Annotated in this window: 33 protein-coding genes; all 33 read right to left on the bottom strand. The window is 58.8% G+C overall.

All coding sequences use genetic code 11. The features are described from left to right. Positions 1-162: 162 nt before the first annotated feature. The 33 genes from dsbD to fusA all read right to left on the bottom strand — a co-directional run bounded on the left by dsbD (position 163) and on the right by fusA (position 20867). A complete protein-coding gene (dsbD, locus tag JMY24_RS29845) occupies positions 163-2022 on the bottom strand; it encodes a protein-disulfide reductase DsbD (protein WP_128595940.1) in 1860 nt (619 codons plus the stop codon). Further along, a complete protein-coding gene (cutA, locus tag JMY24_RS29850) occupies positions 2015-2347 on the bottom strand; it encodes a divalent-cation tolerance protein CutA (protein WP_128595941.1) in 333 nt (110 codons plus the stop codon). Before cutA ends, dsbD begins: the two co-directional genes overlap by 8 nt. A 367-nt stretch (positions 2348-2714) precedes the next feature. Next, on the bottom strand, positions 2715-3107 hold the full coding sequence (rplQ, locus tag JMY24_RS29855; RefSeq protein WP_006052227.1) for a 50S ribosomal protein L17: 393 nt from the start codon (positions 3105-3107) through the stop codon (positions 2715-2717). A 169-nt stretch (positions 3108-3276) separates the two neighbouring features. After that, on the bottom strand, positions 3277-4254 hold the full coding sequence (locus tag JMY24_RS29860; protein ID WP_006052226.1) for a DNA-directed RNA polymerase subunit alpha: 978 nt from the start codon (positions 4252-4254) through the stop codon (positions 3277-3279). Positions 4255-4378: 124 nt separating this feature from the next. Beyond that, on the bottom strand, positions 4379-5002 hold the full coding sequence (gene rpsD / locus JMY24_RS29865) for a 30S ribosomal protein S4 (protein WP_020070587.1): 624 nt from the start codon (positions 5000-5002) through the stop codon (positions 4379-4381). A 156-nt stretch (positions 5003-5158) separates the two neighbouring features. Beyond that, positions 5159-5563, bottom strand: coding sequence for a 30S ribosomal protein S11 (rpsK, locus tag JMY24_RS29870; protein WP_006052224.1), 405 nt, complete (start codon positions 5561-5563; stop codon positions 5159-5161). A 28-nt stretch (positions 5564-5591) separates the two neighbouring features. Continuing rightward, a complete protein-coding gene (gene rpsM, locus JMY24_RS29875) occupies positions 5592-5957 on the bottom strand; it encodes a 30S ribosomal protein S13 (RefSeq protein WP_012434566.1) in 366 nt (121 codons plus the stop codon). A 41-nt stretch (positions 5958-5998) separates the two neighbouring features. Then, a complete protein-coding gene (gene rpmJ / locus JMY24_RS29880) occupies positions 5999-6115 on the bottom strand; it encodes a 50S ribosomal protein L36 (protein ID WP_004199844.1) in 117 nt (38 codons plus the stop codon). Between the two features lie 20 nt (positions 6116-6135). Further along, positions 6136-6354, bottom strand: a complete 219-nt coding sequence (infA, locus tag JMY24_RS29885; RefSeq protein WP_004521905.1) for a translation initiation factor IF-1 — start codon at positions 6352-6354, stop codon at positions 6136-6138. Positions 6355-6362: 8 nt separating this feature from the next. Continuing rightward, positions 6363-7709: a preprotein translocase subunit SecY gene (gene secY, locus JMY24_RS29890; RefSeq protein WP_128584688.1), complete on the bottom strand. Its 1347-nt coding sequence runs from the start codon at positions 7707-7709 to the stop codon at positions 6363-6365. 46 nt (positions 7710-7755) lie between these two features. Continuing rightward, positions 7756-8190: a 50S ribosomal protein L15 gene (gene rplO / locus JMY24_RS29895; protein WP_013340733.1), complete on the bottom strand. Its 435-nt coding sequence runs from the start codon at positions 8188-8190 to the stop codon at positions 7756-7758. 29 nt (positions 8191-8219) lie between these two features. Further along, positions 8220-8402, bottom strand: coding sequence for a 50S ribosomal protein L30 (gene rpmD / locus JMY24_RS29900; protein ID WP_007180126.1), 183 nt, complete (start codon positions 8400-8402; stop codon positions 8220-8222). Between the two features lie 10 nt (positions 8403-8412). Beyond that, positions 8413-8931, bottom strand: a complete 519-nt coding sequence (gene rpsE, locus JMY24_RS29905; RefSeq protein ID WP_006052219.1) for a 30S ribosomal protein S5 — start codon at positions 8929-8931, stop codon at positions 8413-8415. Between the two features lie 14 nt (positions 8932-8945). Next, on the bottom strand, positions 8946-9311 hold the full coding sequence (rplR, locus tag JMY24_RS29910) for a 50S ribosomal protein L18 (protein ID WP_006052218.1): 366 nt from the start codon (positions 9309-9311) through the stop codon (positions 8946-8948). Between the two features lie 12 nt (positions 9312-9323). Continuing rightward, on the bottom strand, positions 9324-9854 hold the full coding sequence (gene rplF / locus JMY24_RS29915) for a 50S ribosomal protein L6 (protein ID WP_006052217.1): 531 nt from the start codon (positions 9852-9854) through the stop codon (positions 9324-9326). 18 nt (positions 9855-9872) lie between these two features. Continuing rightward, a complete protein-coding gene (rpsH, locus tag JMY24_RS29920; protein WP_006052216.1) occupies positions 9873-10268 on the bottom strand; it encodes a 30S ribosomal protein S8 in 396 nt (131 codons plus the stop codon). A 14-nt stretch (positions 10269-10282) separates the two neighbouring features. After that, complete coding sequence (gene rpsN, locus JMY24_RS29925) at positions 10283-10588, bottom strand: 30S ribosomal protein S14 (protein WP_006052215.1); 306 nt, start codon at positions 10586-10588, stop codon at positions 10283-10285. A 7-nt stretch (positions 10589-10595) separates the two neighbouring features. Further along, positions 10596-11135: a 50S ribosomal protein L5 gene (gene rplE, locus JMY24_RS29930; protein WP_006052214.1), complete on the bottom strand. Its 540-nt coding sequence runs from the start codon at positions 11133-11135 to the stop codon at positions 10596-10598. Between the two features lie 17 nt (positions 11136-11152). Beyond that, positions 11153-11461 carry a 50S ribosomal protein L24 gene (gene rplX, locus JMY24_RS29935; RefSeq protein ID WP_006052213.1) on the bottom strand — a complete coding sequence of 103 codons (309 nt, stop codon included), beginning with the start codon at positions 11459-11461 and terminating at the stop codon, positions 11153-11155. 9 nt (positions 11462-11470) lie between these two features. Then, on the bottom strand, positions 11471-11839 hold the full coding sequence (gene rplN, locus JMY24_RS29940) for a 50S ribosomal protein L14 (protein WP_006052212.1): 369 nt from the start codon (positions 11837-11839) through the stop codon (positions 11471-11473). A gap of 289 nt (positions 11840-12128) precedes the next feature. Beyond that, a complete protein-coding gene (rpsQ, locus tag JMY24_RS29945) occupies positions 12129-12401 on the bottom strand; it encodes a 30S ribosomal protein S17 (RefSeq protein ID WP_007180129.1) in 273 nt (90 codons plus the stop codon). After that, positions 12398-12592, bottom strand: coding sequence for a 50S ribosomal protein L29 (gene rpmC / locus JMY24_RS29950; protein ID WP_007180130.1), 195 nt, complete (start codon positions 12590-12592; stop codon positions 12398-12400). The genes rpsQ and rpmC overlap by 4 nt, the downstream gene beginning before the upstream one ends. A 10-nt stretch (positions 12593-12602) precedes the next feature. Continuing rightward, on the bottom strand, positions 12603-13019 hold the full coding sequence (rplP, locus tag JMY24_RS29955) for a 50S ribosomal protein L16 (protein ID WP_013340739.1): 417 nt from the start codon (positions 13017-13019) through the stop codon (positions 12603-12605). A gap of 2 nt (positions 13020-13021) precedes the next feature. Continuing rightward, positions 13022-13828: a 30S ribosomal protein S3 gene (gene rpsC / locus JMY24_RS29960; protein ID WP_020070582.1), complete on the bottom strand. Its 807-nt coding sequence runs from the start codon at positions 13826-13828 to the stop codon at positions 13022-13024. A gap of 11 nt (positions 13829-13839) precedes the next feature. After that, a complete protein-coding gene (rplV, locus tag JMY24_RS29965; protein WP_011490054.1) occupies positions 13840-14169 on the bottom strand; it encodes a 50S ribosomal protein L22 in 330 nt (109 codons plus the stop codon). Positions 14170-14179: 10 nt separating this feature from the next. Continuing rightward, positions 14180-14455 carry a 30S ribosomal protein S19 gene (gene rpsS, locus JMY24_RS29970; RefSeq protein ID WP_004199273.1) on the bottom strand — a complete coding sequence of 92 codons (276 nt, stop codon included), beginning with the start codon at positions 14453-14455 and terminating at the stop codon, positions 14180-14182. Positions 14456-14465: 10 nt separating this feature from the next. Continuing rightward, positions 14466-15293, bottom strand: a complete 828-nt coding sequence (rplB, locus tag JMY24_RS29975) for a 50S ribosomal protein L2 (RefSeq protein ID WP_025601735.1) — start codon at positions 15291-15293, stop codon at positions 14466-14468. A gap of 2 nt (positions 15294-15295) precedes the next feature. Continuing rightward, positions 15296-15610, bottom strand: a complete 315-nt coding sequence (gene rplW, locus JMY24_RS29980; protein ID WP_007180135.1) for a 50S ribosomal protein L23 — start codon at positions 15608-15610, stop codon at positions 15296-15298. Continuing rightward, a complete protein-coding gene (gene rplD / locus JMY24_RS29985; RefSeq protein ID WP_007180136.1) occupies positions 15607-16227 on the bottom strand; it encodes a 50S ribosomal protein L4 in 621 nt (206 codons plus the stop codon). Before rplD ends, rplW begins: the two co-directional genes overlap by 4 nt. Then, positions 16227-16886, bottom strand: coding sequence for a 50S ribosomal protein L3 (gene rplC / locus JMY24_RS29990; RefSeq protein ID WP_007180137.1), 660 nt, complete (start codon positions 16884-16886; stop codon positions 16227-16229). Before rplC ends, rplD begins: the two co-directional genes overlap by 1 nt. Positions 16887-17087: 201 nt before the next feature. After that, a complete protein-coding gene (rpsJ, locus tag JMY24_RS29995; RefSeq protein ID WP_006998489.1) occupies positions 17088-17399 on the bottom strand; it encodes a 30S ribosomal protein S10 in 312 nt (103 codons plus the stop codon). A 127-nt stretch (positions 17400-17526) separates the two neighbouring features. Beyond that, complete coding sequence (gene tuf, locus JMY24_RS30000) at positions 17527-18717, bottom strand: elongation factor Tu (RefSeq protein ID WP_012434572.1); 1191 nt, start codon at positions 18715-18717, stop codon at positions 17527-17529. A 47-nt stretch (positions 18718-18764) separates the two neighbouring features. Further along, positions 18765-20867: an elongation factor G gene (fusA, locus tag JMY24_RS30005; RefSeq protein WP_128586188.1), complete on the bottom strand. Its 2103-nt coding sequence runs from the start codon at positions 20865-20867 to the stop codon at positions 18765-18767. Between the last annotated feature and the right edge of the window lie 5 nt (positions 20868-20872).

Consider the following 20872-nt stretch of genomic DNA (forward strand, 5'->3'; position numbering starts at 1 on the left):
TCGCGCCGCGCTTGGCGGCAACGAGCTCGTCTGGCTGGGCCGCGTGCATTCATGTGTGAGGTCAGCAGGGCGCAGAAAGTAGAACGGAGGCGGACTTTCGGTCACGCCTCCGTTTTTTTTTGCACTCGCGCTTGAGTCCGCTCGTTCATGCGGTCATTGCAATCACGCCTGAGGTCGGCTCGCCCGTTCGAGCGTGCGCAGAAATTTGTCGGCCGACTCATAACCGACGACGCGCAGTACCTCCTTGCCGCCGCGGTCGAAGAAGATAATTCCCGGTGGGCCGAAAAGGCCGAAGCGCTTCAGCAGCGCCTGATCGTCGGTATTGTTGGCCGTTACGTCGGCGCGCAGCAGGTTCATCTCCTTCAATTTCGCCTGGACGCGCGGGTCGCTGAAGGTGAATTTCTCCATCTCTTTGCAACTGACGCACCAGTCGGCGTAAAAATCGAGCATGGCCGGCTGCGCGGCAGCTTTGACGGCCTGGTCCAGTCCGACGGATGAGCGCACCGGTTGAAACGCCAGATCGCCCTGCGACGCATTCTGGGGCGAGCCAGCCGCACGATCCGGCACCGGCGCGCCGGCGCGCGTTGCCAGCACCGCCAACGGACGCAATGGATCTGACGACCCCGCCGCAAGGCCGACAAGCAGCACCGCCGCCCAAACGGCCAAGGCGGCGCCGATACCGCGGCCCAGCTGGCGCCATATCGACGCTTGCGCCAAAGGCGCCGAAAACAGGCCCAGCGACGCCGCGGCGATCAAGAGCCAGAGCGCAGTCAGGAGCATGGCAGCCGTTGCTCCAAGCACCGGCCAGACGATCCAGAGCGCCGCTGCGAGCAGCACGACACCAAACAGCACTTTGACGCCGTCCATCCACGCGCCGGCGCGCGGCAGCAAGGTTCCGGCGCCAAATCCGATGATAAGCAACGGCACCCCAAGCCCAAGTCCCATGGAAAACAGCGCGGCGCCACCGAGCACGGCGTTCCCCGTGTGCGCGATGAAGGCGAGTACCGCGAAAAGGGGCGCGGTCATGCAGGCACCCACGACCAGCGCAGACAGCGCGCCCATCGCAGCAACGGCTGCAAACTTGCCGCCCGAGCGTCGCGCCGACGCATGTGAAACGCCATCCTGCCAGCGCTGCGGCAATGCGATATCAAAACCCCCGATCAGCGTGAGCGCAAAAGCGGTCAGTAGCACGCCGAACGCACCCAATACCCATGGGTTCTGCAACCACGCGCCCAGACTTTGCCCAACGAGCCCGGCGGCGATTCCGAGCGCGGTGTAGACGAGCGCCATTCCGATTACATAGGCGAGAGATAGCGCCAAGCCCCTCGCGCGCGTGACCCGTGCGCCCTCGCCGATGATGATTGCCGAAAGAATGGGAATCATCGGATATGAGCACGGCAGCAGGCTCAGCACCATGCCCGCGACGAAGTAAAGTCCGATGATCGTGAGGAAACCGCCGCCCTGCAGCAACGATTGCGCGTAGTCGGCGTTGGTGGCCCGCTCGTACCATGGCGTATCGCTCGGAGCAGATTGCTGCGCAGCTGCGCTGCCCGCCGATTGCAGCGCGGCGCCGCTTACATGGTAGACGCGCTCCATCGGCGGATAACAGATGCCGGCGTCCGCACAGCCTTGAGATGTCACGGCCAGATCGAACCCTCCTGCCGCCTGCTTGACCGGAATGCGGATCGTCAGCTCATTGCGATAGGTCTCGACGTTCTTGTTGAACGTCTGGTCGAATTTAATATGGCCCGCCGGCAACTGCGGCTCGCCGATTGTCGCGTTTCCACTTCGAGTCGCGAACGCGAAACGCTCGCGGTACATGTAGTAGCCGTCAGCAATTTTGTACGTGACGTCGACTTCGCCCGGCTTTTCTGCCGCGCTGAACTTGAACGCTACCGCCGGATCGAGGAAATCGTCTGCCGCACGGGCGAGGGTGCAGAACTGCGCGAAGATCAGGCTGGCAAGGAGAAGGAATGCGGCACGAAGCGCATGGCGCGCGCGCCCGTCGAGACAGTTAAACATGTAGAGGGCGTTGCGTTTCTGCAAGGATCCACTGACCATAGGCGGCCGAGGCCATGGCTTGCCACGACAGAACTTCCGGCGTGTCGTACGGATGGTGCGTCTGTATGTACTGCTCAAGCTCAAGTGCGCGCGCGGTGCTCGTCTTGAACAACAACTGGATTTCTTGTGCCGTTTCGACGCGACCCTGCCAGTGGTAGCTCGATTGCACGGCGCCGAGCTGCGTTACGCAGGCGCACAGCCGGGCGGCGAGCGCGTCTGCGGCGAGCCTGTCGGCAACGGCCGCGTCGGGCACCGTCGTCAGAATCAAGGTAATACTCACGCTCACAGAAAGCTCCAGCAAGGCACGGTTCGGGTGCCAATATCGTATCACCTAGCCTTGAAGTGCCGCAGGCAGCTCGGGGCCGCGCGTGCGGCATTTGGTCACCGCGGACTGACTGACTCCCTCGTTGCACTTGGATTCCGAAGCGGAAACTGGGCTGGTGGCCGCTTGGTGGCATTCATACGCGGCTGCGGCCGCTTAGTCACGCGTGCTTAGGCCCGCCATCGCCCTTCTCGATCGCCTTTTCTTGCGAAGCTCCGCTTCACGGCAACATTTGCCTCGCCAAAAAACAAAACCCCACGCTCCGAAAAACGTGGGGTTCGTCAGCATTCTGTAGCCAAGCTTGATGCCTGGCTTTTTGGTGCCTTGAAGCTTACTCGGCTTCTTGCACTTCAACTTCTTCAACTTCCGGACGGTCGAGCAATTCAACCAGAGCCATCGGTGCATTGTCGCCGACGCGGAAGCCGAACTTCAGCACGCGCAGGTAGCCGCCCGGACGGGTTGCGTAGCGCGGGCCGAGGACTTCAAACAGCTTCGTGACCGAGTCACGATCGCGCAGGCGGTTGAATGCCAGACGACGATTTGCCAGCGACGGCTTCTTGCCAAGCGTGATCAGCGGCTCGACAACTTTACGGAGTTCTTTCGCCTTCGGCAGCGTGGTCTTGATGACTTCGTGCTCGATCAACGAGTTGGACATATTACGGAGCATTGCCAGACGGTGGCTGCTCGTGCGGTTGAGTTTCCGCAGACCATGACGGTGACGCATGTTGATTCCTTCGATTCAGAGTTTTGGTCCAGCTCTTCTATCGCGCTCGATCTACTACAAGTAGCGAGTGCACGGGCCGGTAGTGAAAAAAGCAAGACGCGGATTTTAAAGGAAAATCCGCGTCTTTGCCAGTGCAGCGACGGGTTCTGTCCCGAGACGAAGCGCCGACTTACTTGTCCAGCCCAGCGGGCGGCCAATTTTCGAGCTTCATGCCGAGCGTCAAACCACGCGACGCCAGTACTTCCTTGATTTCGTTCAGCGACTTGCGGCCCAGATTCGGCGTTTTGAGCAACTCGTTTTCCGTGCGCTGGATCAGATCGCCGATGTAGTAGATGTTCTCGGCCTTCAGGCAGTTCGCGGAACGAACCGTCAATTCGAGATCATCGACCGGACGCAGCAGGATCGGATCGATCTGCGGCGCGCGCGACGGCGCTTCAGCCGTTGCTTCGGTGCCTTCCAGTGCAGCGAACACCGACAGTTGATCAACCAGAATGCGAGCCGATTGACGGATCGCTTCTTCCGGCGAGATCACGCCGTTCGTTTCGATGTTCATCACAAGCTTGTCGAGGTCGGTACGCTGTTCGACGCGAGCGCTTTCAACGGCGTAGCTCACGCGGCGAACCGGCGAGAACGACGCGTCCAGCACGATACGGCCGATGATCTTGGCCGACTCTTCGCCGTAACGACGCACATTGCCGGGCACGTAACCGCGGCCCTTCTCGACCTTGATCTGGACGTCGAGCTTACCGCCCTTCGACAGATGCGCGATCACGTGATCAGGGTTGATCACTTCGCAATCGTGCGCGAGTTCGATGTCGCCAGCGGTAACAACGCCTTCGCCTTCCTTGCGCAGCGTAACCGTCACTTCGTCACGGTTATGCAGCTTGAACACCACGCCCTTCAGGTTCAACAACAGGTTGACCACGTCCTCTTGCACACCGTCGAGCGTCGAATACTCATGTACGACGCCTGCGATCGTCACTTCGGTCGGCGCGTAGCCGATCATCGACGACAACAGCACGCGCCGGAGCGCGTTACCCAAGGTGTGGCCGTAACCGCGTTCAAACGGTTCCATGACCACTTTCGCGTGGCTTTCGCCCAGCGATTCAACTGCGATGATCTTGGGCTTCAACAAACTGGTTTGCATAGGTTTTCCTTTTCAATACCCTCGGCTCGTTACACCGATAAGGCTGACCGGTAACAACCTGAAAATAAACAGCCGAGACTCCCCCTTGCGCAACGCAATCGGGGTGCCCCGGCCGTTAATCCGATTACCGCGAATACAATTCGACGATCAGGCTTTCGTTGATATCGCCAGCGATGTCGCTGCGTTCCGGCTTCGACTTGAACGTGCCTTCGAACTTCTTCGAATCGACAGCGACCCAGCTGGGCATGCCGCCCTGCTCAGCCAGCGACAGCGCTTCGAGAATACGCGCTTGTTTCTTCGATTGTTCGCGCACCGCGACGACGTCGCCTGCCTTCACTTGCATCGACGGAATATTCGACACGACGCCGTTCACCGTGATCGCCTTGTGGCTCACCAGCTGACGCGCCTCAGCACGCGTCGAGCCGAAGCCCATGCGATACACGACGTTATCCAGACGCGACTCGAGCAATTGCAGCAGGTTTTCACCCGTGTTGCCCTTCAGACGGTCGGCTTCAGCGAAGTAACGGCGGAACTGGCGCTCGAGGACACCGTAGATGCGCTTCACTTTTTGCTTTTCGCGCAACTGCGTGCCGTAGTCGGACGTACGTGCACCCGAGGTGCGGCCATGCTGGCCAGGCTTGCTGTCAAGCTTGCACTTGTCAGCGAGCGAACGACGGGCGCTCTTCAGGAACAGGTCAGTGCCTTCACGGCGGGACAGCTTGGCCTTAGGGCCGATATAACGTGCCACGTTGATTCCTTCGTTGATTGATCACGCGAATGCAGGCACTCGCGCTAGTCCGAACCCTTTGGGTCGAACAGTGGGCTTAGTCAATTCAATAGCGCAAGCAGCCTGTTTCGCCGGTTACTAGATCCGGCGGCAACAGGCGCTAGCGAAAACAGCGTCTTAGATACGACGACGCTTCGGCGGACGGCAGCCGTTGTGCGGGACCGGAGTTACGTCGGAGATCGCGGTGATCTTGATGCCAAGACCATGCAACGCGCGCACCGCCGACTCACGGCCAGGACCGGGGCCCTTGATCCGCACTTCGAGGTTCTTCACGCCGTATTCCATCGCCACGCGGCCAGCCGATTCGGCTGCCACCTGGGCTGCAAACGGGGTCGATTTACGCGAACCCTTGAAGCCCTGACCACCCGACGTTGCCCAAGCAAGTGCATTGCCTTGACGATCGGTGATCGTGATGATGGTGTTGTTGAACGACGCGTGAACGTGAACCACGCCCTCGGCGACGTTCTTCTTGACCTTCTTGCGAACGCGTTGCGCCGCGGAGTTGTTCGAAGCCTTAGCCATTACGTTTTCCTGTAACTGTCAGTTCCGCTTACTTCTTCAGCGATTGCGCTGCACGACGCGGACCCTTGCGCGTACGGGCATTCGTACGCGTACGTTGGCCGCGCAGGGGCAAGCCCTTACGATGCCGCACGCCACGGTAGCAGCCGAGATCCATCAGGCGCTTAATGTTCATCGTCGTTTCACGGCGCAGATCGCCTTCAACGATGAACTTGCCGACTTCTTCACGCAGCTTTTCGAGGTCTGCGTCGTTCAGGTCTTTGACCTTCTTCGAAAATGCCACACCAGCAGCGACGCAAATGTCGCGCGAGCGCGTGCGGCCTACACCGTAAATTGCCGTCAGGCCGATTTCGGTATGCTGGTGATTCGGGATGTTAACCCCTGCGATACGAGCCATTGTTTTTCCTCAAACAAAAAGCGCAGCAAAAAGCGCGGCGTTCAGCCTTGACGCTGTTTGTGGCGCGGATCAGAGCTGCAAATCACGCGCACAACGCCTTTGCGCTTGATGATCTTGCAATTGCGGCAAATGCGCTTAACCGATGCCATCACTTTCATGATATTACCCTTTTTTCAAATCACTTCGCCCGGAACACGATCCGCGCACGCGACAGATCGTAAGGCGTCAATTCAACCGTCACCTTGTCGCCCGGCAGGATTCGGATGTAGTGCATCCGCATCTTGCCGGATATGTGTCCCAATACGACATGGCCGTTTTCCAGCTTCACCCTGAAGGTAGCGTTAGGCAGGTTTTCGATGACTTCACCCTGCATCTGGATAACATCGTCTTTGGCCATAAGTCCTTTCAACGCATCGGGACGCCGCCGCCTTTGAAATTAGCTTTCTTCAGCAGCGATTCATACTGTTGCGACATAACGTACGACTGCACCTGCGCCATGAAATCCATTGTGACGACGACAATGATCAGCAGCGACGTTCCACCAAAATAAAACGGCACGTTCCAGCGCAGCACTAAGAACTCGGGCAGCAGACAAACAAACACGATGTAGATCGCACCGGCCAGCGTCAGACGCGTCAGGATGCGGTCGATATATCGCGCCGTTTGATCGCCCGGGCGGATGCCAGGAACGAATGCGCCACTCTTCTTCAGGTTGTCGGCCGTTTCCCTGCTGTTGAACACCAGTGCGGTGTAGAAAAAACAGAAGAAAACGATCGCCAACGCGTACAGCAACACGTACACGGGTTGGCCGGGCTTGAGGGCTTCGGCCACATTATGCAGCGTGTCTGCGAACCAGCCGGAACGCGACCCCGAACTAAACCAGTTCAGGATGGTTGCCGGGAAGAGAATGATCGACGATGCAAAGATCGGCGGAATCACGCCCGACATGTTCAACTTCAGCGGCAAATGCGAGGATTGACCGCCGTAGATCTTGTTACCGACTTGCCGCTTCGCGTAATTCACAAGGATCTTGCGCTGGCCGCGTTCGATGAACACCACCAGATACGTTACAGCAGCAATCAGCGCGACGACGATAATCGCCGAGATGATGCTCATCGAGCCGGTTCGCACCAGTTCGAAAAGACCGCCGATTGCATTCGGGAAACCCGCTGCAATACCGCCGAAAATGATGATCGAGATACCGTTGCCGAGTCCGCGCTCCGTGATCTGCTCACCAAGCCACATCAGGAACATCGTGCCCGTTACCAGCGTCACGACCGTCGTCAGCCGAAACACCATTCCTGGATCAATCACCAGAGCCGGCTGATTTTCCAATGCCACGGCGATGCCGAATGCCTGGAACGTCGCCAGCAAGACCGTGAAGATACGCGTGTACTGCGTGATCTTCCGCTGCCCCGCCTGCCCTTCCTTTTTCAGCGCTTCCAGCTGCGGCGAAACAATTGCCAGCAACTGCATGATGATCGACGCCGAGATATACGGCATGATCCCGAGCGCGAAAATCGTGAACCGCGAAAGTGCGCCACCCGAGAACATGTTGAACATGCCAAGGATGCCGCCCGACTGGCTCTGGAACAACTTCGCCAGCTGGTCCGGGTCGATACCCGGCACCGGAATGTGCGCGCCGATACGGTAGACGATCAGCGCCAGCAGCAGAAACACTGCCCGCCGACGCAGATCGCCGAACTTCGCCGCGCTGCGACCGGGTTTTGCGAGACTCGGGCTGTTAGCCAAGTACCTTCTCCGATGCAAATGCTAGTGACGGCAAATAACTTGCGCGTTACTCGGCAAAAGAGCCGCCGGCTGCTTCAATAGCAGCGCGCGCACCCTTCGTCGCACCCAGACCCTTCACAACGATCTTGCGCTTGAGCTCGCCCGTCGCGATGATCTTGGCGCTCTTGATCAGCTCGCCAACCAGACCGGCTTGCTTCAGAGCCAACAGATCGACTTCGTCGACCGGCAGCTTTTCCAGATCGGAGAGACGCACTTCACCAACGAATTCCTTCGTCAGCGAGGTGAAGCCACGCTTCGGCAGGCGACGTTGCAACGGCATTTGACCGCCTTCGAAGCCAACCTTGTGAAAGCCGCCCGAACGCGACTTCTGACCCTTGTGACCACGGCCGGCGGTCTTGCCGAGGCCGGAGCCGATGCCTCGACCAACGCGACGCTTTGCGTGCTTCGCGCCTTCAGCCGGCTTCAGGTTATTCAATTCCATTATCAACTCCTTGAGTCCCGGTCAGCCGCTTAGCTGATGACCTTAACGAGGTACGAAACCTTGTTGATCATGCCGCGTACGGCCGGCGTGTCCTGCAACTCGCTAACCGAGTTGAGTCGGCGCAGACCGAGGCCACGCACCGTTGCACGGTGCGTTTCGCGGGTGCCGATCAGGCTCTTGACGAGCTGGACCTTGACAGTTTTATCAGACATGGTGTCCACCTTAGCCCAGAATATCTTCGACGGACTTGCCGCGCTTCGCCGCGATGTCACCCGGCGTGGACTGCTTGCGCAGACCGTCGAGCGTTGCACGAACGAGGTTATACGGGTTCGTCGAACCGTGGCTTTTGGCCACAACGTTCTGCACGCCCATCACGTCGAACACTGCGCGCATCGGACCGCCAGCGATCACACCGGTACCGTCCTTCGCCGGAGCGAGGAGGACCATCGATGCGCCATGCTTGCCGTGCACTTCGTGTTGCAGGGTACCGTTCTTCAGCGGCACCTTGAACATGTTGCGGCGGGCTTGTTCCATCGCCTTCTGAACAGCGACAGGCACTTCCTTCGCCTTGCCCTTGCCCATACCGACGCGGCCATCACCGTCGCCGACCACGGTCAGTGCGGCGAAACCGAGAATACGGCCACCCTTCACAACCTTGGTCACGCGGTTGACCGAAATCATCTTTTCGCGCAGGCCGTCGTCGCGTTCGTCAGCCTGAACTTTCGCTTGCATCTTTGCCATGACGAATTCTTCCCTTAGAACTTGAGTCCGGCTTCGCGCGCCGCATCAGCCAGCGCTTTCACGCGGCCGTGGTAACGGAAACCCGAACGGTCGAAGGCGACGGATTCGATGCCGGCAGCCTTAGCCTTTTCTGCGATGCGCTTACCGATCAGCGTGGCAGCAGCGACATTGCCGCCCTTGCCCGTTTGATCAGCCAGTTGCGCACGCACTTCGGCCTCGAGCGTCGACGCGCTGGCGAGCACCTTGGTGCCGCACGGCGAGAACACTTGCGCATAGATGTGCGTGTTCGTGCGATGCACGGCGAGACGCGCGACCTGCAGCTCAGCGATCTTGATACGCGTCTGACGAGCGCGGCGCAGGCGAGATTGAGTCTTATCCATGATTGCGCACCCTTACTTCTTCTTCGTTTCTTTGAGGATCACGACCTCGTTGGCGTAGCGCACACCCTTGCCCTTATAGGGCTCCGGCGGACGATAGCCGCGCACTTCTGCAGCGACCTGGCCAACTTTCTGCTTGTCGATCCCCTTGATCACGATTTCGGTTTGCGACGGGGTTTCAGCCTTCACGCCTTCCGGCATCTGGTGCACCACGGGGTGCGAGAAACCCAGCGACAGGTTCAACTTGTCGCCTTGCGCCTGTGCGCGGTAACCGACGCCAACCAGCGTCAGCTTGCGCTCGAAACCCTTCGTCACGCCGTTCACCATGTTCGCCACCAGTGCGCGCATCGTGCCCGACATCGCATTCGCTTCGCGGCTTTCGTCAACCGGCTCGATCTTCAGAATGCCGTTGTCGTTCACCACTTTCACGAGGCGGTTAGCCGCCTGCGTAATCGTACCCAGCGGGCCCTTGACGGTAATGCGATCGTCGCTCAGGGCCACTTCTGCGCCTTGCAGCGCGATCGGGCTTTTACCTACTCGAGACATGTTTCTCTCCTTTCGGCCTTAAGCGACGTAGCAGATGACTTCGCCGCCAACGCCCGTTGCACGCGCCTTGCGGTCCGTCATCACGCCCTTCGGCGTCGACACGATTGCCACGCCGAGGCCATTCATGACCACGGGGATGTCGTTACGGCCGCGGTACACACGCAGACCAGGCTTTGAGACGCGTTCAATGCGCTCAATCACCGGACGGCCAGCGTAGTACTTCAACACGATATTCAATTCAGACTTCGCACCTTCGGACTTCACTGCGAAATCATCGATATAGCCTTCGTCCTTCAGGACCTGCGCAATCGCAACCTTGACTTTCGACGAGGGCATAGTCACCGAGACTTTCTCAACCATCTGCGCGTTGCGGATGCGAGTCAGCATATCGGCGATAGGATCACTCATGCTCATTTACGTTTCTCCTATTACCAGCTCGCCTTGGTCAGGCCAGGGATCTCGCCGCGGAACGCGATTTCGCGAATCTTGTTACGCGCCAGCCCGAATTTACGGAACGTACCGCGCGGACGACCAGTAATCGCGCAACGATTGCGCTTACGGGTCGGGTTAGAGTTGCGCGGCAGTTGTTGCAGTTCCAGACGTGCTGCGTAATGCTCTTCGTCCGACTTGCTCATATCGCCAATGATCGCCTTCAACTCTGCACGCTTGGGCGCGTACTTAGCAGCGAGGCGAGCACGCTTCTTTTCACGTTCGATCAGTGCCAGTTTAGCCACGGTAACCTCAGTTTCTGAACGGGAACTTGAAGCTGGCGAGCAGAGCCTTTGCTTCGTCGTCGGTCTTCGCAGTCGTCGTGATGCTGATGTTCAGCCCACGCAGTGCGTCGATCTTGTCGTAGTCGATTTCGGGGAAAATGATCTGCTCTTTCACACCGATGTTGTAGTTGCCGCGACCGTCGAACGCACGACCCGACACGCCACGGAAGTCGCGCACACGGGGGAGCGCAACCGTCACGAAACGGTCCAGAAATTCGTACATTGCCTGACCACGCAACGTGACCATTGCACCGATCGGGTAGCCCTGACGGATCTTGAAGCCAGCGATTGCCTTGCGTGCCTTCGTGATCACCGGCTTCTGGCCTGCGATCTTCGTCAGGTCGCCAACGGCGTTTTCGATGATCTTCTTGTCAGCAACCGCTTCGCCAAGGCCCATGTTCAGGGTGATCTTGGTGATGCGCGGCACTTCCATCACGGACTTGTAACCGAACTTTTCGATGAGGCCGGGTACAACCTTTTCTTTGTAAAACTCTTGCAAACGAGCCATTTTTTTACTCCGCAGCGTCAGGCGCTCAGCTCGGCACCAGTCGTCTTAAGGAAACGGACTTTCTTGTCTCCTTCGACCTTGATGCCTACACGCGACGCCTTGCCATTCGCGTCGACCAATGCGACGTTCGAAATTTGCAGCGGCATCGTCTTGGCTTCCACACCACCCGTCGTACCCTTCATCGGGTTCGGCTTGACGTGTTTCTTGACGAGGTTGATACCCTCGACAATGACCTTGCCTTCGCCAACGGACAGCACGACGCCGCGCTTGCCTTTATCTTTGCCGGTGATGACGATAACTTCGTCACCTTTGCGAATCTTGTTCATCGCGACTCCTTACAGCACTTCAGGTGCCAACGAAACGATCTTCATAAATCGTTCGCTGCGCAACTCGCGCGTGACAGGCCCGAAAATACGGGTGCCAATAGGTTCGAGCTTGGCATTCAACAACACTGCGGCGTTGCCATCGAACTTGATCAGCGAGCCGTCCTGACGGCGCACGCCCTTGGCGGTGCGAACCACCACGGCGTTATAAATTTCGCCTTTCTTCACGCGCCCGCGCGGCGTTGCTTCTTTGACGGTCACCTTGATGATGTCGCCAATGCTGGCATAACGACGCTTCGAGCCGCCGAGCACCTTGATGCACATGACTTCACGCGCACCCGTGTTGTCGGCCACTTCAAGCCGAGTTTCGGTCTGGATCATGGTTTATCTTTCCCAACTTAATCCGGTCACACCACCATGGCGTACCCGGTCAGTCTTGGTCCCGTCAGCCAATCGGCTGCTTGGGTTAGAACAGCAGCGACGGCAAACGAAACCCGCCATCGCAATCCGGTGAATCCTTCGGGACAGACTGGCGCCTGAACCGCTTCCCCCACCAACTTCGCCCGCGACGGGGCTCCCATAAAGAGGGAAGACCGAGATTATAACAAATAATCTCGGTCTTGCAAGCGAAATCTACTGCGATTTCAACAACTTCTACTACTTAGCGGCGTCAGATGACGCGAGCAGCCTCGACCAGGCGAGCCACAACCCAAGCCTTCGTCTTCGAAATCGGACGAGTTTCCTGGATTTCAACGAGGTCACCCTCGTTGTACGTGTTCGCGTCGTCGTGCGCGTGGTACTTCTTCGAGCGCACAACGTACTTGCCGTAGATCGGGTGCTTCACGCGGTGCTCAACCAGCACGGTGACCGTCTTGTCCATCTTGTTGCTGACGACCTTGCCGACCAGCGTCCGCTTGAGCGAGGTTTTTACGCTATCGTTCATTTCTGGTTCGCCTTCTCAGTCAGGACGGTCCGCACACGTGCGATGTCGCGACGAACCTTTTTCAGCTGGCTCGTGTTCGTGAGCTGCTGGGTCGCGAGTTGCATGCGCAGGCCGAATTGCGCCTTCAGCAGGTCCGACAGCTCCTTGTTGAGCGCGGCCTGGTCTTTCTGGTGAAGTTCGGAAGCCTTCATCATTTGCTCCTTAGGCGCCGAGCTGACGCACGATGAAGGTCGTCTTGAGCGGCAGCTTAGCTGCAGCCAGACGGAACGCTTCGCGTGCCAGCTCTTCGGTTACGCCGTCCATTTCGTACAGCATCTTGCCCGGTTGAATCTCTGCGACGTAGTACTCAGGGTTACCTTTACCGTTACCCATACGTACTTCAGCCGGCTTGTGCGAGATCGGCTTGTCCGGGAAGATGCGGATCCAGATGCGGCCACCACGCTTGATGTGACGCGTCATTGCACGACGTGCCGCTTCAATCTGGCGCGCGGTCAGGCGACCACGACCGATAGCCTTCAGGCCGAACTCACCGAACGACACCGCGTTACCGCGGGTAGCGACACCGGTGTTACGACCTTTCTGCTCTTTGCGATACTTTCTGCGTTTCGGTTGCAGCATCGTTATTCTCCAGTCTTCCCGTCGCCGCCGGCACCGCCAGCACGACGAGGAGCGCCACGGCGTGCACCTGCCGGGCCACCACCTTCACCATCGCGACGCGGACGGCGATCGCCACCCGGACGTGCGTTGCGGCGCGGACGCTTTTCTTCGGCGACTTCTTCAACCACAGGTGCGTCGTTGCGGCCGAGCGTATCGCCCTTGTAGACCCACACCTTCACGCCGATGATGCCGTACGTCGTCTTCGCTTCCGAAGTTGCGTAGTCGATATCTGCACGCAGCGTATGAAGCGGAACGCGACCTTCGCGATACCATTCCGTACGGGCGATTTCGATACCGTTCAGACGGCCAGCGCTCATGATCTTGATGCCTTGAGCACCGAGACGCATTGCGTTTTGCATCGCACGTTTCATCGCGCGGCGGAACATGATCCGGCGCTCGAGCTGTTGCGTGATCGAGTCGGCGATGAGTTGCGCATCGGTTTCCGGCTTGCGGATTTCTTCGATGTTGACGTGGACCGGAACGCCCATGCGGCGTTGCAGTTCCGACTTCAGCAGTTCGATATCCTCGCCCTTCTTACCGATGACCACACCCGGACGCGAGCTATAAATCGTGATGCGCGCGTTTTTCGCCGGACGCTCGATAACGACGCGACCAACCGAAGCGTTCTTCAGCTTCTTCTTCAGGTATTCACGAACACCGATGTCTTCCTGCAACATCGCCGCGAAATTGTTGTTGTTCGCGTACCAACGCGACGCCCAATTGCGGCTGACGGCCAAACGGAAGCCAGTCGGATGAATTTTCTGTCCCATCGTATGACCCCTTAATTCCCGACCGTCACAGTGATGTGACAGGATTGCTTCTCGATGCGGTTACCGCGGCCTTTAGCGCGCGCGGTAAAACGCTTGAGCGACGCAGCCTTGTCGATGTAGATGCTCGTGATCTTGAGCTCATCGATATCGGCGCCTTCGTTATGCTCCGCATTCGCGATCGCCGACAGCACGACCTTTTTCACGATTCCCGCAGCCTTCTTCGGCGAGAACGTCAGAACGTTCAGCGCCTTGTCGACCGGCAAACCGCGGATCTGGTCAGCCACAAGGCGCGTTTTCTGCGCCGAGATGCGGGCACCGCGATGAATTGCTTTCACTTCCATCTTGAGCCCCTTATTTCTTAGCCTTCTTGTCGGCTGCGTGACCCTTGAACGTACGGGTCAGTGCGAACTCGCCAAGCTTGTGGCCGACCATGTTTTCCGAGATGTACACCGGAACGTGTTGACGGCCGTTATGAACGGCGATCGTCAGACCGATGAAATCCGGGAGGATCGTCGAGCGACGCGACCAGGTTTTGATCGGCTTCTTATCCCGCGAAGCTGCTGCCGCCTCAACTTTCTTCAGCAAATGGGCGTCGCAGAACGGACCTTTTTTTACAGAACGTGCCATTGCCTACTCCTTAACGCTTGTGACGGCGCTGGACGATCATGCTCGTCGTGCGCTTGTTGCTGCGGGTGCGATAACCCTTAGCAGGCGTGCCCCACGGGCTCACCGGATCGCGACCTGCAGCCGTCTTGCCTTCACCACCACCGTGCGGGTGATCGACCGGGTTCATTGCAACGCCGCGCACCGTCGGGCGGATACCGCGCCAGCGGTTTGCGCCAGCCTTACCGATTTGACGGAGGCTATGCTCTTCGTTGCCAACTTCACCGATCGTCGCGCGGCACTCGACGTGAACGCGGCGGATTTCACCTGAGCGCAGGCGGACCTGTGCGTAGATGCCTTCACGAGCCAGCAACATCGCCGACGTACCAGCCGAACGCGCCATTTGCGCACCCTTGCCCGGCAGCATTTCGATGCAGTGAATCGTCGTACCGACCGGAATGTTGCGGATCGGCAGCGTGTTGCCTGCGCGGATCGGCGCTTCAGAACCGGACATCAGCTGCTGGCCGACGGTAAGACCCTTCGGAGCAATGATGTAACGGCGCTCGCCGTCTGCATACAGAACCAGCGCGATGTTCGCGCTACGGTTCGGATCGTATTCGAGACGTTCGACCTTCGCTGCGATACCGTCCTTGTTGCGACGGAAATCGACGACACGGTAGTGATGCTTGTGACCACCACCCTTGTGACGCGTGGTGATGTGGCCATTGTTGTTACGGCCGGCGGTCGAGGATTGCGAGTCGAGCAGCGGTGCGAACGGCTTGCCCTTGTACAGATCCTTGTTGACCACCTTGACCATCGCGCGGCGACCCGGCGAAGTCGGCTTAACTTTAACGATTGCCATGATTACTTGGCCTCCGCTTCAAAGTTGATTTCCTGGCCGGGCTTCAGGCAGACGTACGCCTTCTTCACGTCTTTGCGCTTGCCCATGAAGCGGCCAAAGCGCTTGGCTTTGCCCTTCGAGACCAGCACGTTGACGGAATTGACTTCCACCTTGAACAGCAGCTCGACTGCAGCTTTCACTTCCTGCTTCGTGGCATCGGGCGCGACTTCGAACACGACTTGCTCGTTCTTGTCGGCCACCAGCGTCGCCTTTTCGGAGATCACCGGCGCGAGCAGGACCTGCATCAAACGATGATCGTTTTTGCGAATCTCGCTCATGACAGCAACTCCTCGATCTGGGCGACCGCAGCCTTCGTGATCAGGATCTTCTTGAAGTAGATCAGCGACAGCGGGTCGGCGTAACGCGGCTCGACAACCGCCACATGGGCGAGGTTGCGCGACGCGAGGTACAGGTTTTCGTCAACCGTGTCGGTAATCACCAGCACGGAGTCGAGACCCATCGCCTTGAATTTTTCGGCCAGCAGCTTGGTCTTCGGCGCCTCGAGCGTCAGCTCGTCGACAACCGAGATACGGCCTTCGCGGGCCAGCTGCGAGAAGATCGAGCAGAGACCTGCGCGATGCATCTTCTTGTTGACCTTGTGCGAAAAGTTTTCTTCCGGCGAATTCGGGAAGATCCGGCCACCGCCGCGCCACAACGGGCTCGACGACATACCGGCACGGGCACGGCCCGTACCCTTCTGGCGCCACGGCTTCTTGGTCGTGTGCTTGACTTGCTCACGATCCTTCTGCGCGCGGTTGCCGCTGCGGGCATTCGCTTGATACGCAACCACCACCTGGTGAATCAGGGCTTCGTTGTAATCGCGGCCGAACACGACGTCCGACGCGCTAACGCCTGCACCTTCCTGACCATTGGCATTCAGGAGCTTAAGTTCCATTATTTCGCTCCTTTCACGGCACGCGTCTTCACGGCCGGCGTAACGAATACCTTGCCACCCTTCGCACCCGGAACGGCGCCCTTGACCAGCAACAGCTTGCGGTCAGCGTCGATACGAGCGATTTCGAGGTTTTGCACCGTTACCGTGTCGTCACCCATGTGACCGGTCATGCGCTTACCCGGGAAAACACGACCCGGATCCTGCGCCATACCGATCGAACCCGGCACGTTGTGCGAGCGCGAGTTACCGTGCGAAGCACGGCCGGATGCGAAGTTGTAACGCTTGATGGTACCGGCGTAGCCCTTACCGATCGACACGCCTTGCACGTCGACCTTCTGGCCTACTTCGAACAGGTCGGGACCGACCACGGTGCCGTTCGACAACTCGGCAGCCTTGGCAGCATCGATCTGGAATTCTTTGAGGATTTCACCGGCTTGAACACCGGCTTTGGCGAGATGACCGGCCAACGGCTTCGTCACACGCGATGCACGGCGCGTACCGAATGCAACCTGCACGGCCGTGTAGCCGTCGGTTTCAACAGTCTTGATCTGCGTCACGCGGTTGTCGGACACGTCCAGCACGGTAACGGGAATCGAATCCCCTTCTGCCGTGAAGATACGGGTCATGCCAACCTTGCGACCTACGAGTCCAAGGCTCATCGTTTTCTCCATTCCCGACTGCGATTGGTCGGGGCTAATTTACAAAATGCCGGCGCCGTTTCGGGCATGAATCCATGCTGCAGCACACCGACTTTTTTGCGCAAATGCGCGAAAAGCCTTGCATTATAGCGAGGCTTTTCGTTTTCTGCAAGCAATCAAAGACTTAGCGTTGCCTGCTACGCCGGGCAACGCTTAAGGGCCTTATTGCAGCTTGATTTCGACGTCCACGCCAGCCGGCAAGTCCAGCTTCATCAGTGCGTCGACGGTCTTGTCCGTCGGATCGACGATGTCCATCAGGCGCTGGTGCGTGCGGATTTCGAGCTGATCACGCGACGTCTTGTTGACGTGCGGCGAACGCAGGATGTCGAAGCGTTGAATGCGGGTCGGCAGGGGCACCGGACCACGAACGATTGCGCCAGTCCGCTTTGCCGTGTCGACGATTTCAGCAGCCGATTGGTCGATCAAGCGATAGTCGAAAGCCTTCAGGCGAATGCGGATTTTCTGGTTCTGCATGACAATTCCTTGGAAAAGAGCGAGGCGGTATTGCGCCGCCAGATAGCAAAAGAACGTAGAGCCGGGCGCCCACTCAGAGCTGGCGCCCGGCTCCGGGCACCACGTACTGCAAAGTCAATCCGCGATTTTACTCGAGAATCTTGGCAACGACACCTGCGCCGACGGTACGGCCGCCTTCGCGGATAGCGAAACGCAGACCTTCTTCCATCGCGATCGGGTTGATCAGCTTCACCGTGATCGACACGTTGTCGCCCGGCATGACCATTTCCTTGTCCTTCGGCAACTCGATCGAGCCCGTCACGTCCGTCGTACGGAAGTAGAACTGCGGACGATAGTTGTTGAAGAACGGCGTGTGACGGCCGCCTTCGTCCTTGCTCAGCACGTACACCTCAGCCGTGAAGTGCGTGTGCGGGTTGATCGAACCCGGCTTGGCCAGCACCTGGCCACGCTCCACGTCTTCGCGCTTCGTGCCGCGCAGCAGGATACCGACGTTGTCGCCCGCCTGACCCTGGTCGAGCAGCTTGCGGAACATTTCCACGCCCGTGCACGTCGTCTTCACCGTCGGCTTGATACCGACGATTTCGATTTCCTCGCCGACCTTCACGACGCCACGCTCCACGCGACCCGTCACCACCGTGCCGCGACCCGAGATCGAGAACACGTCTTCCACCGGCATCAGGAACGCACCGTCCACTGCGCGCTCCGGCGTCGGGATGTACGTGTCCAGCGCGTCGGCCAGATTCATGATCGCCACTTCGCCGAGTTCGCCCTTGTCGCCCTCGAGCGCCAGCTTCGCCGAACCCTTGATGATCGGCGTGTCGTCGCCCGGGAAGTCGTACTTCGACAGAAGCTCGCGCACTTCCATCTCGACCAGCTCCAGCAGCTCGGCGTCGTCCACCATGTCGCACTTGTTCAGGAACACGATGATGTACGGCACACCGACCTGACGCGCCAGCAGGATGTGCTCACGCGTTTGCGGCATCGGGCCGTCAGCGGCCGAGCACACCAGGATCGCGCCGTCCATCTGCGCGGCGCCCGTGATCATGTTCTTCACATAGTCAGCGTGGCCCGGGCAGTCAACGTGTGCGTAGTGGCGATTAGCCGTTTCGTACTCGACGTGCGCCGTGTTGATCGTGATACCACGTGCCTTTTCTTCCGGCGCCGCGTCGATCTGGTCGTATGCCTTCGCTTCGCCGCCGAACTTCTGCGTCAGAACCGTCGTGATCGCTGCCGTCAGCGTGGTCTTGCCGTGGTCAACGTGACCGATCGTGCCGACGTTCACGTGCGGCTTGGTCCGTTCGAATTTACCTTTAGCCATGTTTCTCTTCTTTCAAAAAGTTAATCGTTGAATGACTTGCCGCGCAATTACTTCGACTTCGCGTTGATGATCGCTTCGGACACGTTACGCGGTGCTTCGGAGTAGTGCTTGAACTCCATCGTATACGTTGCGCGACCTTGGGTCAGCGAACGCAGCGACGTCGAGTAGCCGAACATTTCCGACAGCGGCACTTCGGCGCGAACAATCTTGCCACCGCCGACCATATCGTCCATACCCTGAACGATACCGCGACGGCCCGACAGGTCGCCCATCACGTTGCCCATGTAGTCTTCCGGCGTTTCGACTTCCACAGCCATCATCGGTTCGAGGATGACCGGTTGAGCCTTGCGCATTGCTTCCTTGAACGCCATCGAGCCGGCCATGCGGAACGCATTTTCGTTCGAGTCAACGTCGTGGTACGAACCGAACGTCAGGTGAACCTTGACGTCGACAACCGGGAAGCCTGCCAGCACGCCTGCCTTCAGCGTTTCCTGAATACCCTTGTCCACCGCCGGGATGTATTCGCGCGGAATCACGCCGCCCTTGATCTCGTCGAGGAACTCGTAACCCTTGCCTTGCTCGTTCGGCTCGAGCGTGATGACCGCGTGGCCGTACTGGCCGCGACCACCCGACTGCTTGACGAACTTGCCGTCAACGTCTTCTGCCTTGCCACGAATCGTTTCACGGTAAGCAACCTGCGGCTTGCCGACGGTCGCTTCCACGCCGAATTCGCGCTTCATACGGTCAACCAGAATTTCCAGGTGGAGCTCGCCCATGCCCGAAATAATGGTTTGGCCCGATTCTTCGTCCGTTTGAACGCGGAACGACGGATCTTCTTGTGCCAGACGGTTCAGCGCCAGACCCATTTTTTCCTGGTCAGGCTTCGTCTTCGGCTCAACCGCCTGCGAAATCACCGGCTCCGGGAAAATCATGCGTTCGAGCACGATCGGGTTTTGCGGATCGCACAGGGTGTCGCCGGTCGTCGCGTCTTTCAGGCCGACTGCCGCGGCGATGTCGCCCGCGCGAACTTCCTTGATTTCTTCGCGCTGGTTCGCGTGCATCTGCAGAATACGACCCAGACGTTCCTTCTTGTCTTTGGTCGCGTTCAGCACGGTGTCGCCCGAATTCACGACGCCCGAGTACACGCGGAAGAAAATCAGCTGGCCGACGAACGGGTCGGTCATGATCTTGAATGCCAGAGCCGAGAACTTTTCGTCGTCAGCAGCGCGGCGCTCGCCTTGCTCACCGTTTTCCAGCTCGCCGGTAACCGGCGGGATGTCGATCGGCGACGGCAGGAAATCGAGCACGGCGTCCAGCATGCGTTGCACGCCCTTGTTCTTGAACGCGGTGCCGCACAGCATCGGCTGGATTTCGCAAGCGATCGTACGGTCACGCAGACCCTTGATGATTTCCTCTTCCGTCAGTTCGCCCGACTCGAGGTACTTGTTCATCAGATCTTCGCTCGATTCAGCCGCCGCTTCGACCATCTTTTCACGCCATTCATTGCACGTGTCGGCGAGTTCAGCCGGAATTTCTTCGTACGAGAACTTCGTGCCCTGGGAAGCTTCATCCCAAATGATCGCCTTCATCTTCAGCAGATCGACGACGCCCGTGAAGTTTTCTTCTGCGCCGATAGGCACCACGACCGGAACCGGGTTTGCCTTCAGACGCAGCTTCAGCTGGTCGTAAACCTTGAAGAAGTTCGCGCCGGTACGGTCCATCTTGTTGATGAACGCGAGACGGGGAACCTTGTACTTGTTAGCCTGACGCCACACGGTTTCCGACTGGGGCTGCACGCCGCCCACAGCGCAGTACACCATGCACGCGCCGTCGAGCACGCGCATCGAGCGCTCAACTTCAATCGTGAAGTCGACGTGGCCCGGGGTGTCGATGATGTTGATGCGGTGCTCAGCGCGGTCGCCGGCCATGCCTTTCCAGAACGCCGTCGTAGCAGCCGACGTAATCGTGATGCCGCGTTCCTGCTCCTGCTCCATCCAGTCCATGGTGGCAGCGCCGTCGTGAACTTCACCAATCTTGTGGTTCACGCCCGTGTAGAACAGGATGCGCTCGGTCGTCGTCGTTTTGCCGGCGTCGATGTGAGCGCTAATACCGATGTTACGGTAGCGCTCGATAGGTGTCTTGCGAGCCACTTTGA

Origin of the sequence: Paraburkholderia kirstenboschensis (genome assembly GCF_904848585.1) — a bacterium.
GTDB classification, from domain to species: Bacteria; Pseudomonadota; Gammaproteobacteria; order Burkholderiales; family Burkholderiaceae; genus Paraburkholderia; species Paraburkholderia kirstenboschensis.